The sequence below is a fragment of the Allostreptomyces psammosilenae genome, from assembly GCF_013407765.1.
In the GTDB taxonomy this organism is placed as follows: Bacteria; Actinomycetota; Actinomycetes; order Streptomycetales; family Streptomycetaceae; genus Allostreptomyces; species Allostreptomyces psammosilenae.
Window position 1 is genome coordinate 3,078,448 of the sequence record NZ_JACBZD010000001.1, and the last position, 14,390, is coordinate 3,092,837.

The 14,390-nt window shown below is 69.2% G+C and carries 10 protein-coding genes and 1 CRISPR repeat array (1 of these 11 running past the window's edge); of the genes, 5 read left to right on the forward strand and 5 right to left on the reverse strand.

The window, feature by feature from the left end:
• Nucleotides 1-302: 302 nt before the first annotated feature.
• Together FHU37_RS12550 and FHU37_RS12555 are read left to right on the forward strand one after the other, a co-directional pair.
• Nucleotides 303-1,625, forward strand: a complete 1,323-nt coding sequence (locus FHU37_RS12550; protein ID WP_512699016.1) for an NsdA family TPR-like regulatory protein — start codon at nt 303-305, stop codon at nt 1,623-1,625.
• Nucleotides 1,622-2,431 carry a class I SAM-dependent methyltransferase gene (locus FHU37_RS12555; RefSeq protein ID WP_179814273.1) on the forward strand — a complete coding sequence of 270 codons (810 nt, stop codon included), beginning with the start codon at nt 1,622-1,624 and terminating at the stop codon, nt 2,429-2,431. Before FHU37_RS12550 ends, FHU37_RS12555 begins: the two co-directional genes overlap by 4 nt.
• Nucleotides 2,432-3,804: 1,373 nt before the next feature.
• Here the strand turns inward: FHU37_RS12555 and FHU37_RS12560 are convergent.
• From FHU37_RS12560 to FHU37_RS12575, 4 genes are all read right to left on the reverse strand, one after another.
• Nucleotides 3,805-5,532 carry a relaxase/mobilization nuclease domain-containing protein gene (locus tag FHU37_RS12560; RefSeq protein ID WP_179814274.1) on the reverse strand — a complete coding sequence of 576 codons (1,728 nt, stop codon included), beginning with the start codon at nt 5,530-5,532 and terminating at the stop codon, nt 3,805-3,807.
• Nucleotides 5,533-5,538: 6 nt separating this feature from the next.
• Complete coding sequence (locus FHU37_RS12565; protein ID WP_179814275.1) at nt 5,539-6,198, reverse strand: MobC family plasmid mobilization relaxosome protein; 660 nt, start codon at nt 6,196-6,198, stop codon at nt 5,539-5,541.
• Nucleotides 6,199-6,501: 303 nt separating this feature from the next.
• Nucleotides 6,502-7,437, reverse strand: coding sequence for a DUF2637 domain-containing protein (locus FHU37_RS12570; protein WP_179814276.1), 936 nt, complete (start codon nt 7,435-7,437; stop codon nt 6,502-6,504).
• 380 nt (nt 7,438-7,817) lie between these two features.
• Nucleotides 7,818-9,164 carry a DUF3631 domain-containing protein gene (locus FHU37_RS12575; protein WP_179814277.1) on the reverse strand — a complete coding sequence of 449 codons (1,347 nt, stop codon included), beginning with the start codon at nt 9,162-9,164 and terminating at the stop codon, nt 7,818-7,820.
• 300 nt (nt 9,165-9,464) lie between these two features.
• Between FHU37_RS12575 and FHU37_RS12580 the strand changes: the two genes are divergently transcribed.
• The 3 genes from FHU37_RS12580 to FHU37_RS12590 all read left to right on the forward strand — a co-directional run bounded on the left by FHU37_RS12580 (nt 9,465) and on the right by FHU37_RS12590 (nt 11,733).
• Nucleotides 9,465-9,965, forward strand: coding sequence for a helix-turn-helix domain-containing protein (locus FHU37_RS12580; RefSeq protein WP_179814278.1), 501 nt, complete (start codon nt 9,465-9,467; stop codon nt 9,963-9,965).
• Nucleotides 9,966-10,202: 237 nt separating this feature from the next.
• Entirely contained in the window at nt 10,203-10,466 is a 264-nt protein-coding gene (locus FHU37_RS12585; protein WP_179814279.1) for a helix-turn-helix domain-containing protein, read from the forward strand.
• Nucleotides 10,467-10,479: 13 nt separating this feature from the next.
• Nucleotides 10,480-11,733, forward strand: coding sequence for a tyrosine-type recombinase/integrase (locus tag FHU37_RS12590; RefSeq protein WP_179814280.1), 1,254 nt, complete (start codon nt 10,480-10,482; stop codon nt 11,731-11,733).
• Between the two features lie 65 nt (nt 11,734-11,798).
• Here FHU37_RS12590 and FHU37_RS12595 read toward each other — a convergent pair whose 3' ends face one another.
• Nucleotides 11,799-12,773, reverse strand: a complete 975-nt coding sequence (locus FHU37_RS12595; protein ID WP_179814281.1) for a restriction endonuclease — start codon at nt 12,771-12,773, stop codon at nt 11,799-11,801.
• A gap of 1,200 nt (nt 12,774-13,973) precedes the next feature.
• A CRISPR array of direct repeats spans nt 13,974-14,390; the repeat unit is 28 nt; unit sequence GTGGTCCCCGCGCACGCGGGGATGGTCC; it runs 282 nt beyond the window's last position.

A 14,390-nucleotide genomic window follows, 5' to 3' on the forward strand; every position in this document is an offset into this window, starting at 1 on the left:
CTCCCTCCTTCCACGCCCGGGTGCGCACTGGCTGCGCCACGTCAGCCGGCTGTGGGTCCGAGCATTCGGGTTTTCGTCGGAACTCGGCAGGCCACTGCTTGGGGCAGTGCGGAAGCGGGAGGGGTAACGCGAGGGGAGATCCGGACGGAGCAGGCCCTGGAAGCCGCAGTTTTACTGCGCGAAGCGTTCCGTCTGCGTATCGTCACCGTGTGCCCAGGGTGAGCCGCGTCTGGTGACGAGAGCAGGGGGCGATCGTGCCGCAGCCATCTGAAGGACGAGGTGAGCCGCCGACGCGGCTGGCCGTGGAACTCACATCGCGTGGGTGGTGGTACCACCGCTTCGCCATCGAGTACCGCGGTACCAGTCGAAGCGTGCTGGGGGAGGAGCTGGCCCTCAGTGAGAAGCAGTTCAAGAACTGGTACCACGGCAGGGTGAAGTCGCGGCCCTACCCCAAGGCCGGCAAGGTCCTGGAGGCGATGTTCCCGCCCTGGACCGTCCAGGAACTGCTCGCTCGGCCGGACTCATCCAGCGCGGAACCCGTCCCCCAGGCCAGCGACTCCCGCCGAACAGACCCTGAGGGAGCACCGTCGGCCCCGGAGTCCCTCCTCGCCACGGATGCCCGCCAGTCCGCCCGCTTCGCCCTGGCCATGGCCGCGACCAACGTGAGCGACGTGGCACTCGAACAGTTGGACGCGGACGTTGATCGGCTCGCCCGCACCTATGTGAGCCAACCCGTGACCACGTTGTTCGAAGAGATTCGCTCGTTGCGAGCGGATGTGTTTCGCCTGTTGGAGGGCCGTCAGCGCCCCGGACAGACCAGCCACCTGTTTCTGGCCGCCGCGCGACTGTGCGGCCTGTCCGCGCACGTGTGCCTGGACCTGGGGGACTACTCCTCGGCCACCACGCAGGCCCGTACCGCGCGCCAGTGCGCCGAGCTGGCGGGAAGTAAAGAACTGGTCGGTTGGATCCGTTCGGTAGAGTCCTTGATCGCCTACTGGGACGGCCGGCCAACCGAGGCGGTGAGCCTCGCCAGGGCGGGACGAGCGAATGCCGGCAGCCCTTCCGCAACCACACGGCTGGCGAGTCTCGAAGCACGGGCCTGCGCCCGCGTAGGGGACGCCGAAGGCGCGCTCGCGGCGTTGCGCGTCTCCCAGGAAGCCCGCCATCTGCTCGGCGGAGGCGAGCAGTCCGGCGGCGGGGTGTTCGAGTTCCCCGAGGCCAAGCAGTGGGCCTACGCCGGCACCACTCTTCTCACCATCGGGGGCGCGCACCTCGGTGCCGCGATCGACGCTTCCACCCGCGCGGTCGAGCTGTACCGGACCGCGCCGGACGCCGACCGGTCATCTGGGGACCTGCTCGCGGCGCACGTGGACCTGGCCGGCGCGCATCTGGCAGTTGGTGACCTCGACGCCACACGGGTGATGGCCGAGGTGGTGCTCGGGGCCCCGGTCGAGCGCAGGACCGCCAGTATTCTCAGGCGCATGCACGGCCTCGCCGAGAGCTTGTCCCCGCCGGCGCGTTCCGGCAGTCCTGTGGCCCGCACGGTACGTAGTGAAATCCTCGACTTCTGCCGCAGCCGCCCGGCCCTGCCCCAGCCCTCCGCCCACGCGGAGCTGACGTCGTGACGCACTCCGCCGAGCCATCAGCCACGACCGACCCCGCGGTTCTGACCGGAGCCGCCTATCGGGACGGGAGCGGCCTGGCCGCCCGCCGTTCCCTGTACGACTGGCAGACGCCCCGCCACGACCTCCCGGGCATCGTCGCCGAGGCGCTCACCGGGGTGCGTGGGGCCGTGGCCGACGTCGGCTGCGGCAGCGGGGCCGTGCTGCGGCGCCTGGCGCAGGCTCGGCCCGACCTCACGCTGATCGGCGTCGACCTCTCCGCGGGCATCCTGAGCGGCGTGCCCGTGCCCGTCGCGGTGGCCGACGTCGAGCATCTGCCGTTCTCGGATGGTCGGCTCGGCGCCGCTCTGGCCCTGCACATGCTGTACCACGCCCGTGACATCCCTGCCGCTGTGGCCGAACTCCGCCGGGTCGTGGCACCCGGAGGGCTCGTGGTGGTGTCCACCAACAGCGGGACCGACAAGCGGGAACTTGATCAGTTGTGGCGGCGGGCCTCGGGCGACGTCCTCGGCGTGCCCGAAGGACCCTCCCGGGTCACCCTGAGCTCCCGCTTCCGCCTGGAAGACGCCCAAGTTCTTCTGGCCGACCACTTCGCCTCGGTGCGCGTGCTGCCCCTACCGGGCACCATCACGGTGACCGACCCGGAACCTGTCATCGCCCACCTGGCCTCCTACCGGGCCTGGGCCGCCCAAGCCGGCGTCCCCTTCGACGCCACAATCCAGCGCGCCCGCGAGATCCTCGACGAGCACATCCGGACCAACGGCTGCTTCACCATCACTTGCCTGGGCGGCATCCTCATCTGCGCCTGAGGAAAGGGTGAGCCCTTAGAAGGGCGTGTCCGCATGTTCCCGACACCAGAACTCCTCCGCTCCTGGACGGGACGGGAGAACTACCTGCCTTCGCGACCAGCCACCCCAAAAGTCAGCGGTTCCACGCACGTCTATGCCGTGCACGATGGCAGACACCGGATGCTCGCGCAGGTACATCGACACCTCCGCCTTGGGCCAGTACGACTCCAGAATGGGCGATGAGCAGAAGAACTCAAGGTCTGTGATGACTTGCTCCAACTCCGGCAAGCCACGTGGCGACCCCCCTGAGGCAAGCGCAAGGTGGGCCATGAAGCGCAGTTCCTCGGCGCGGCCACGATGCTCGAAATCCAGGGTGGCCAAGAACGTCGCTGCTGTCAGGGATGGATGTTCCCGGCTCGGTACAAGGGCTACCGTGGTGCCTGCACTACCGTCATGCCGATACACCAGAGCCCCTCGGTACCCGGTGTCCTCTACAGCGTCGGTCACGTACTGGCGGAGGTATCGGCGGGGTTCAACGCCAACCCAGGCCCGTCGCGCCCACTCCACTCTCATCGCGAGGATGGCGCCTGCGCTGCGACCTGGCTGGAGATCCGTGCCTTGGTCGTCAGGTTCGTCATGCCGGGGCGCGTCCGACGCTGCAAACCATAGGGTGTGAAAACGCTTCTCCTCCCGGGTGACGTCGCCACCTGGGACCGCCTGCGCGAGGGCACGAACCAGCACTTGCAGGAGTCCCCATGCCGGCAGCCGGCTGTTAGTGAAAGCGTCGTGGATGCGGCTCCTGCTGGCCACCTGTGCACCCACACTTCGCTCGAGCTCACGAACCGATGGCAGCCCGGCTCGCTGATGCAAGTCGTGCAAAGCAGCGTTCAAATCCCTTAACGGGCCAGAAGGCAAGTCTGGCTTCTTCAAGCGAGCCATGGTCCATCCCCTCGCGGACAGCTACGCGTCAGATCTCGTCCAATATTGTCCGACGATGCCATCGGCCGTCCATCAGCGTCCCCATGGCCCCTGGGCGTCGCAGGCTGTATCGAGAACGCGCTGAACGATCGCGAGGAGTTGACGTGGTGGACCTGTCCTGGACGGTGATAGGCGAAGGTGTGGTTTCTGAAGCGCTGGGCTCGCTGGCAGCCGTGGCTGTGGTGGCGGTGGGAGGCCGGGTGTGGACGCGGTGGCGTCGCCGTGCTCGAGGCCAGTCACTGGTCGTCACCACTGACGAGCAGGTCCGGGACGCCGAGTAGCGGCGAGGACCCGCCTAGTCCTGGCAGAAGGCTGTGGAATCGGCTCGTCCCCCCAGCGTGCATCGGGTGACAGGCGCGCTTTTGGGGCGCGCCTACCGCCTACTCGTTCTATGTAGAGATCTGGCACCAGGGCAGTCAGCGGCGCTGCGCTCGGGAAACGTCCATCGCCGCTGGAGGAGTAGGTGAAACCGGTCCCGGGATATTGGCCGGGATGGATCGCTGGTGCGTGGTGACGGTGGTGCGGCGGCGGGCGGCTTCGGCTCGTGGGTTGGGTGCGGGGTTGCGGGCGGTGTGCTGGATGCGGCTGAGGAGGACGCGGGCGGGGGAGTGGGCGGTGTGGAGCTCGCGTTGCTCGGCGGCCTCTTGGAGGAGGTGGCGGGGTGGGTGGCCGCCGGCTTCGGCGTCGGTGAGGACGGTTGCCAGGGCGGGCCAGTGGGGGTCGGTGAGGATTCGGTCCGCGTGGTCCGGGATGGCGGCGCGTACGTCGTGCGCCAGGGCTTGTTGGATGCTGGACGCGGGTTGGCGCTCCGAGAGCTTGGCCAGGGGGTGCGCGATGGCCTGGTCGTAGGCGGCTTGTAGGTGGTGGAGGCTCTGTCGGGCGGCGGCGGTCTGCTGGGCGTGCCCGCGTGCTTCGTGCCAGCGGGCGGTGAGGATGGCGGCCCAGATGATGGCGGCGAGCAGGACGGATGCGGCGGTGCCGTCCTTCCCGCTGGTTGTGAGGTGGGCGAGGCTGCGGGCGGCTGTTCGGAGGGTGGCGGCGCTGGTGTGGTCGGCGCGGACGCGTGAGCGGGTGGCGCGTGCGAAGGCGCGTGCCGCGGTACGCAGGTCTGCTCGTAGGTGGTCGGGGGCGGCGTGGGTGGTGGCGTCGATGAGTTCGCCGAGCGCGGTGATGTGGGCTTGGGCCTGGGTGTCGTCGCCGCCGGTGAGGGCGGTGGGGAAGGCGTCGAGGGCGTCGGTGGCCTGCTGCCAGGGGGTGTCCGGGCGGTTGCGTCGGGCGGTGGGGTGTTCTGCGGGGGGTGGGGCCGTGGTGAGGCGGGCGCGGAGCTGGGGCAGGGAGAGGTCGGGGGCGAGTTTGCCGCCGGGGTACCAGACCTGTTCGCCGTCCTTGGTGAGGTCGCCGGGGCGGCCGAGCGAGTAGCCGAGCGCGTCGCCGGAGGGGCCGGTGCGGATCTTGACCTGGACGCCGGCGGCTTGGAGGTAAGCGAGGAGTTCTTCCACAGTGGCGGAGTGGGGAATGGCTTCGCGGACGCGGTTCCGCAGCCATTCGCGCGACGGTTCCGCCCAGCCTTCGCGGTGGGCCTTGGACCTCTCGGCCTGGGTGGGGCGCTTGCCGGCGGTGCCGTCGCCCGACTTGAGGCGGCGTAGGCCGAGTTCCTTTTCGATCTTGCGGCATTCGGCCTGGGCGTGGAGAGCGTCGTTGTGGCGTTTGGGGCGGCGGCCGTCCTCGCGGACGGTGGTGGCGAGGATGTGGATGTGGTCGTCGGCGTGGCGCACCGCGATCCAGCGGCATCCCTGGTCGTCGCCGTCGGGGGCGATCCCGGTGGCGTGGACGATGCGGCGGGCGATCTCGCCCCATTCCGCGTCGGAGAGGTAGCGGTCTTCGGGGGCGGTGCGGACGGAGCAGTGCCAGACGTGCTTGGGGACGGGCCTGCCGATCTCGCGGGCGCGCAGGTTGACGGGCTGGTCGAGGTAGCGGGCGAGTGCGGTGAGGGTGGCGTTCTCGTCGCGGCCGGGGTCGGGCAGGCCGAGGGTGGCCCAGGCGCCGACGATGTGTGGGTCGATGTGCTCGTCGCGGCGGCCGGGTCCGTAGAGGTAGGCGAGCAGTCCGCGGGTGTTCGAACCGGTGCCGATGTTGGGGACCACGTCCGCTCACCCCTCCCGTTCGGTGGGGTGGCACAGGGCCTCGGCGATGTCCTCAAGGAGGCGCCGGAGGTCTTCGAGGACCGCTTGGGTGTGGGTGGGGTGGTCGCCCATGTTGTGGGCGCGGGCGATCTGGTTGACGTTGTTGCCGATGCGGTTCAGGGCGCGCAGGACCTGGGCGCGGAACTCCTGGAGGGCGCGCCGCTCGTTGCTCAGCGGGAGCGTGACGGTGAACAGCCCGGCCGTGAAGGCGAGGGCGATGTCGGCGATGAACCCGGAGACGCTGCCCTCGTAGCCGTGGCTCGCGGCGGCCTCTTCCAACTCAGCGCGTTCGCGTGCGGTGTAGCGGCCGGTGATCCGCTCAGAGCGCTTCTCCCCGTTCCAACGGCGGATGCGCAACGCGGTCAACGGGACGCTGGTCGGGCTGTCGGCCGGGAGGGCCGGCACGTCGTTCGCCGCCACGCCCTGGTGGACGAACTCCTCCGGCGGGACCGGCGGCTCACCGCGGTCGTTGCCGCCCGTCTGGATGCCCGCTCCTGGCGCGGTCGCCGGCTGGCGAACGGGGGCGAGCAGGGCGGCTTGGACGGCGTGCAGTTCGTGCTGGTCGAGGCCGCCCTCGGCCTCGACCTCCTGGCCCGGCGCCCCCTGGCGCTGGGCCGCCCCCGCCACCCCTGGGGCGGGGGCACCCAGAGACCGGCCCCGAGTCGGACTCCGGGTAAAGCTGGCTGCCCTGCCGAACGCCCGACTCAGGCGTGCCTTCACCCCGGAGTGCGGGAGCGGTTCGGCTTCCGGCGGGTGAGTGCGGTCGGTGTCGGCGGGGTGGCTGCTGTTCATCGTCGTGTCCTCCGGCGCGCCGGTGGGCTGGGGCTGGAGGCACGAGTGTGCGGGCGCCGGCGGAGCTTGGCGGTGCCGTGGGTCCGGGTGTAGGGGGAGGCGGCGGCGCGTCCGATCGGATGCGCCGCCGCCGGATCGTCAGGTCTGGGTGAGAGGGGTGTCCGTTTCCTCGCGCAGGCGCCTCATGACGAGGGTGAGGCGGTCACTGGAGAGGGAGATGCCTTCGGCGCGGATCGCGTCGGCGACCACGGACCGGCTGAGGCGTCCGGAATCGGTCGTCGCCTTGTGGCCGATGGCCAGGAGTTCGTCCAGGGAGGCGCCTGGAGGGCGGCCCACCGGGCGGGTGACCGGAACCTCACCGGAATGCCGGTCATCGCTGTGACCTGGGTGATCGCCCCTGGCGGATTGGCCGTCGGGGGCGTGGTCCGCGTCGTGCCGGACCGTCTCGGTGGATTCCGGCGGGTTGGCCCACCGGGCTCCCCGCGTCGGGTTCATCGGCGGCGTATCGCTTGCCTTGGAGGCGTTTCCTGCTTCGGATTTCGGTGTGGTGCCGGATCCCTGCTTGGTCCGGTCGGCGGGTATTTCGTGCGGGCGACCGGCGTCCGACCGAAGCGCGGCGGAGGTGGTGGTGGCGTGACGGGTGATGAGGGTGAAGAGGTGGACGGCTCCGCCGAGGGCGAGCGGGGCGAGGGTGGAGAGGAAGCCGACGACCTGGTCGCTCAGGTAGAGGCCGGTACTCGAGGCGGCGAGCTGGTTCAGGCGGACGGCGTGGAGCGCGTTGGCCCAGACACTGGCGGCTGTGGCGGCGGCGAAGAGGGTCCAGGTGTAGGCGCGGGCGGTGAAGGGTGCTCCGCGCAGGACGAGGAGCGCACGGACGCCGTAGGCGATGAAGCCGTCGACGACGAGGGGGAAGGCGTAGGTGAGGGGTTCTCGGATGTGGATGGCGATGGCCATGTGGCGCAGGGCGTCGTAGGACAGGGCGAAGCCGGCCATGCCGAGCAGGGTGATCGCGAGGCGGTCCCATCCGCTGGCGCGGGCACCGGGTGGCTGAGGAGTGGGGCTGGTGTGAGGCATGGGGGTGGTGTTCTCCACGGGGTGGTGGGGCTGTCCGCGTGATCCGTCTTTGCCGTCTTGGCCGTTGAAACCGCTGGTCGGAGCGGTCACGGCAAGGGCGGTCGCGGTCCGCCTGTTCCGTGCTGGATGAGGGTGGTGCCGTCTCGTCGGGCGGTTGTTCGCCGTCTTGGGCCGGCGTGCCGTCGTGGCAGGAGGCGCTGTGACCTGCGGTGATACGGCTGGGACGGCAAGGACGGGACAAGACGGATGGGGTTGTCGTCCCGCGCCCGGCCCTGCCGCCAGGGCGGTTGTCTGTCCGGCGGCAGGGAGGGCGCGCGTCCGGGGCGTTCCGTCTTGGACTGCGGCTGCGGTCTTGATTGCAGGGGGCGTGGCCTGCGGTGTTACGGCTGGGACGGTGGGTACGGCAACCGGGGAGAGACGGTCAGCTCTGGCTGGTCACCCGTGTTGTCGAGGGGGTGGACCGTGGGGCAGTAGCGGCGCCAGGCGTCAGTGAACTTGTTCCTTGTGTAGCCCTTGCGCTGGGTGCCGTCGGCGATCCGGACGTTGGCCGAGGTGATGCCGTAGTCGCGGAGCATCGCGCCGAGCCCGCGCGGGGTCAGGCCGCTGCGTCCGTGCTCGGCCCATGGGGCCTCGGGGTCGCTGTTGAGGGCGAACAGAATCTCGTCGGTGCTCAGGCTCTCGACGTCACCCTTGGCGTGGAAGATGCGGCGGATGTCGGCGAGGATCCTGGCGCCGCTGGGGTTGTCGTCCTCGGTCTGGACCTCGGAGGCGACCATGCGGGCGCATGCCTGGCGGGCCAGCCGGGGCCATGGGCCGCCCGCGAGGTCGGCCGTGATCACGAGGGGCTCCCAGGTGTCGGCGGCGCGGTCCTCGACCGGCATCTCCGGTTCCAGGCGGAGGGCCTGCTGGGCGAGGGGCTTGCTCCACCGGCCGAGGCGGTCGCGGATCTCGTGCAGGGCGGGGCTGTCCCGCTTGGTGCGGAACGGTGAGACCCGTTCACCCTCGGCTCGGCGGCGCATGCGGATCACGACCGAGCGGTCCATGATCGTGTCGGGGAGGTCGCCGATGCCGGCGATGGCCGCCATGGCGAAGGTGTGGAACTGGTGGGGCGTGTGGTCGTTGCCGACCACGCGCAGCACGTAGCGTCCGCGCTGGTGCCCGGCGTTGAGCAGGCCCCGCATCTCCTCGTTCTTCTCGGCCATCTTCGGGGTGCCGAAGATGGCGTCCGCCTCGTCCACCAGCAGAGTGGGAGGCTCCTCCGTGATCGAGCGGAAGACCGCGGCCGGGGTGGAGTTCACCGTGATCACCGGCCTGTGGACGGTTTCGGTCAGCACGTCGAGCAGGCGGGACTTCCCGCACCTCTTCGCGGGCCCGACCACCGCCAGGCGCGGAGCGTGCTGCCAGGAGGGCTGGAGATGGGTCGCGGCGACCCACAGCGTCGTGGCGTCCAGGGCCTCCTCGGAGGGCATGATCACGAACTTCGCGATCAGCGCCTTCAGGTGGCCGAGGAGGGCGGCGCCGTCGGTCGCGGGCGCGTCGGGCATCGCATCGAAGTCGGTTGGCCCGTGGAGCGCGGTCCTGCCAGTCGCGTCCTGTCCACAGGCTGTGGACCGCGCCGGTGCCGTGGCGTGCTGGAGATGGCGCCCTGGCTGGCCCGGGATGGCTACGGGGGGCCAGTCGGCAGCGCTTGCTGCGTGGGTGGGTGTGGTGGGCGTAGTCTCGTGCATGGAGATTCCTCACGCGGCGGTTCCGGGGGGCTACCCGGCTCCGCCGTTGTCGACTGTTCCAGGGATGGGCGGTTCGAGGTTTCCGTTTGACCCCCGGTGTTCGTAGCGCCGGGGGTCTTCTGTGTTCGGGGCATTGTTCGGTCGCGGGCGCGGCAGGGCTTTGCTGCGTCCTTGGGGGTACTGTGTGCGCCCGACCGAGCTTCAGTCTCTGTTGGGTTGACGTCATCAGTCTGGCATGGTCTATTGAAGCGGACGTTGATCACCCAAGTCAACCGAGGGGAGGTTGGTACGATCAACCGCATGACGACTCATAGGGGGCGGCTCAGCGGCGAGGCCCTGGTCGCGCACAACCTCCGCATCGTCCGGAAGGCGGCTCGCCTCTCACAGGAGGACGTCGCCGAACGCATGACCCGCCTCGGCCACAAGTTCCACCAGACCCAGGTCGCGAAGATCGAACGGGGCGCTCGGCCCATCCGGTACGACGAGGTCATCGCCCTGGCCAAGGCGCTCAACGTGCCGCTGTTCAACTTCATGACCGAGGCCGTCGCCGGAGAGGGGGAGCCCGAGTTCGAACTCCAGGAGGCCGCCTTCCGCGTCGAGGCCGCCGAGCAGGAGTGGAGAACCGCGCACGACATCGAGCAGGCGGCGAAGGCCCGCCTCGAAGAAGCCGAGCGCGAATACCGGGCCATCGCCGAACGCCTCGGAGTCGACCTGGAGGAGGAGCCCCCCTTCTACCCCGCCCCCAACTCCCCCTGGGACCCCCTCAGAAAGGAAGCCGGTACCGACCCCTCACAGGAGTAGGCGGTACCGCCGTGCGCACTCGACGCTGAGAGGCCCATCCACCCCCTCCGCGCCCCGCACCGCCCCCTGACGGCCCCAGGCAGGCCGCTCTGGGCGGACGTCTACACCTAGGCCGTAGTCCCCCGGCGCTACGAACGCCGAGGGCCACCACGCGGCCCCACCCCACACACATCCGCCCATCCCTGAACAGACGACACGGTGGCACGTAGCCCACAACGCCACCGGGATAGGACTTCCTTGCCTCCGAAGCAGCATCAATCTGCCGCGCCGGTCCCAAGCGTCAAGCGGGACATATCGTTCGGTGATCCCACTCTCGTCGTCCTCACAGTCGAAGAGGCCGCCCGCCGACTGGGCATCGGGCGCACCACGATGTACGACCTCCTTTCCTCCGGGAAGATCCCGTCGGTGAAGATCGGTCGTCTGCGCCGCGTCCCAGTCGAGGCCCTCGACGCATTCATCGCCGGGCGCCTGCGCGAAGCCGACCTCACCTTCGCGGCCTGAGAGAGGGCTCGGCATGGGGAAGAAGAAGACCCAAGGCTCCCGCCAGCCCAACGGGGCCTCATCGATCTTCCAGGGCAACGACGGGCGCTGGCATGGCTACGTGACCGTCGGGACGAAGGACGACGGCAGTCCCGATCGCCGCCACGTCGGCCGCAAGACGCGGGCGGAGGTCACGAAGGCGGTCCGCGAGCTGGAGCGCCAGCGAGACTCAGGCACCGTACGCAAGGCCGGCCAGACGTGGACGGTCAAGACATGGCTCACCCACTGGGTGGAGAACATCGCCACCCTCCATGTCTCCGAGAACACCATCGACGGCTACCGCGTCGCTACCTACCACCACCTCATTCCCGGCCTTGGTGCCCACCGCCTGGAGAAACTGGAGCCGGAGCACCTGGAGCGCTTCTACAAGAAGATGCAGGACAACGGTAGCGCCGCCGGTACGGCCCATCAGGCGCACCGCACGGTTCGGGCCGCCTTGAATGAAGCGGTTCGCCGTCGCCACCTCACCGTGAACCCGGCGACGATCGCCAAGGCGCCGCGGCTCGAAGAGGAGGAGGTCGAGCCGTACTCGGTCGAGGAGGTCCAACGCCTCCTGCTCGAAGCCGAGAAGCACCGCAACACCGCACGGTGGGTGATCGCCCTGGCGCTTGGCCTGCGGCAAGGCGAGGTCCTTGGCCTGCAGTGGAGTGATGTCGACTTCGAGGCCGGTGTGATCCGCGTGCGGCGCGGTCGCCTGCGGCCCCGCTACCAGCACGGCTGCGGCGACACCTGCGGACGCAAGCCGGGGTACTGCCCGAAGAAGGTCAGCGTCCGGCGAGAGACGAAGGACACCAAGTCCCGAGCAGGCAGGCGCCCCATCGGCGTCCCGGAGGAGCTCCTGAAGCTCTTGCGCCGGCACAAGGCCGAGCAGGACCGCGAGCGCGTTCTTGCCCGCGACCTGTGGACCGAGAAGGGGTACGTCTTCACCTCGCCGACAGGCGAACCACTGAACCCGAACACCGACTACCACAGGTGGAAGGACCTACTGAAGGCCGCGAACGTCCGCGACGGCCGCCTCCACGACGCCCGCCACACCGCGGCCACTGTCCTGCTGATCCTCGGCGTTCCCGACGCGATCGCCGACGCCATCATGGGCTGGGAACCTGGTAATTCCGCCCGCATGCGCCGCCGCTACCAGCACTTGACCGGTCGCGTCCTGAAGGACACCGCCGACAAGGTTGGTGGGCTGCTGTGGCCCAGCGACGAAGTATCGTCCCCGCGGTCTTGAGCAACCAGTAGCGTAGGGCCCGACTCACTATGAGCGGGCCCTACGGGCTGCCCCGGGTGGAGCTGTCAGCTCCCGCCTGGCAGCCAAAGACCTGTGCCGGGGGTCCGCATCTGAGCAAGCCACTCGGCCAGCGTGGCCTTGTTGGCTTCCTCCAGGGGGTAGCTTCGTGCTTCCACCGTGGCTCGTGCACCGGGTGACCAGGCTGAAGTGGTGGCCACCATCCCGCGCCGTGCCCCTTCGAACATCACGTCCGCAGCCAGAGCCTTGACCACTACGCGGTCTACCTTCTGGGTGGTCCGCTTGCACTGGACCAGTAGCACCGCTGGAGCATCCGTGGGCGCGCTGGGATCCCAAGCTCGCACGTCTACGCCGTCGTCAGCGCGGCCAGGGCCCAGTTCTACTTTCATGCCTTCCCGGCGCAGCCTCTCTGCAACGAGTCCTTCGAACTGTCGCCAATGCATGCGGGGCAAGTCCCCGATGTTGGCGTCGAGGTAGTCGATGAACCGCTGGTCGAAGAAGATACCTAGGGGGAGAGGCAGGGACTCTGAGGCGAACAGATCACGCAGATCGAGCATGGAGTCGTGCTGCGTCCGCCGAACCCGAGACCAGAGGCTGGACGTGACACGCGCATTGATCGTTCCCATGAGACGTACAGCCACCAAGGCGCCCTCCGCCCCCCAACGCTGCGACACCTCTCGTAGGAGTGGTCTTGGATCGAGACTGTCCCCCCGGTCGTTCAGAGGAAGGCCCTTAAGACCTTGCAAGACGTGGTCGAGCACCTCCTCCAGAGCGGGGAACTCCGAGAACTCCCTCACGAGGGGAGCGATGGCCGGAGGCGAGTCTCGTACGCCGACGGCATCCGGGTCACCGAACGCGGCCAGCAGCGTCAAAGCAAGGTACTCGAGGGCTTCGGATCGGTAGCGATACATGGCCTCCATGTCATCCGGCCATGCTTCAGACGCTCCATGGGCGCTTGCCGCTCGCGCGAGATCTTCCGCGGACACGTTCAGTCCCAGCTTGAAGCCCAAAAACTCGCTCATGGACTCCACGACCTGCTGGCCCGTGAGCCACACACCGCCCATGTCTGCCCTCGTGTCTTCGCGCTGGCTATGAGGGGTACGAATCCTAGTCGGCTGGCTCAACGCCCTGAGCCGCCTGTGTGACGCTCGTACCGCCACGACCGTTCTGCTGGGTCCTCGGCATCCGCGACGTGGGGGTCGACGAGGTCATGGTTGGAAGCCCGGCAGTCCACGAGGACACGCCGATGCCAGTACCTCACCGGCCAGGTCCTCATGGGCACCGAGGACAAGGTCGGTGGCCTACTCGGGACCCAGCCCGACGGGCGACAGGGGGCTGATCCGGTCAACTGCGACCACAACTGCAACCACGAGACGACAAGGGCCCCGACCGGCGTGCCGGTCGGGGCCCTTGTCTGCCCTGGTCAGGCAGGGTGCGGAGGATACGAGATTCGAACTCGTGAGGGGTTGCCCCCAACACGCTTTCCAAGTCTGATTACCTGCGATCCACCCATGGCGCCCCTTCGGATGACCTGCTGCTGAGCCTGTTCAGCCGGAGAAGAGGGCAGCGCACGTACGCCGGTGGACGGTCCCGAACGGGAATGAACGAGACGGAAACTGAGACGGTGGGCGGTCGGACGCCTGTAGGGAGGGCTGGAACACCGGGGCGAGACAGCCGGGACAGCCCTAGATGGCGCTGTCTCGCCTGTTTGTGCAGGTCACGAGGACACCGAGACAGCAGGACAGGGAAGACACCCCCCAATGTTTCAGCCCTCACGGCCCGCTGCGTCGGTACGGTCCAGCACCGGCCTTCCGCATGCGGGGCATGCGGGGATCGTTCCTAGGAACGTACCCCGATGGTGGTGTTGCACTGCTCCCTGGTGCACTCGGGGCGGGCTTCAAGCGGATGGACGCGGCCGAAGCGGGAGTGGGCGATCAGACGCCGGAGGAAGGCTGGAACACGGGGGCGGGACAGCCGGGACAGCCCTAGATGGCGCTGTCTCGCCTGTTTGTGCAGGTCACGAGGACACCGAGACAGCAGGACAGGGAAGACACCCCCTGACGATCACAAGCCCCGCTCTTGGCTTCGGCTGGACAGGCTGCTTCACCCGAGGTGGTGAGAGTATCCCTTGACGCTTTCTGTCCGATTCGGGGTGTATGCCGGAATCGGTGATAGTGATGCAGAACGGCCTCCGGTCCGGATAAAGTCCCAGGTCGGAAAGTGTGGTCCCCGCGCACGCGGGGATGGTCCCGGATAGTCCGGGTCGGGCCCTGCCGGTAGACAGTGGTCCCCGCGCACGCGGGGATGGTCCCGGGCGGGGGGTGGGGTCAGCGTCGGTGGAGTAGTGGTCCCCGCGCACGCGGGGATGGTCCGTTCGAGGCGCAGCACGGCAGCGACCCGTCCCGGTGGTCCCCGCGCACGCGGGGATGGTCCGGCCGGGCTGCGTCGCCCGGCCTGGGTTGCCGGGTGGTCCCCGCGCACGCGGGGATGGTCCCGCCGCCGCGAGGTCCTCGGCCTGGGTGCCGAAGTGGTCCCCGCGCACGCGGGGATGGTCCCTCGGCCGGCCCGCCCCGGCGGGCGAGATGTACGTGGTCCCCGCGCACGCGGGGATGGTCCGGGATAGCGTCCAGTCGCGAACC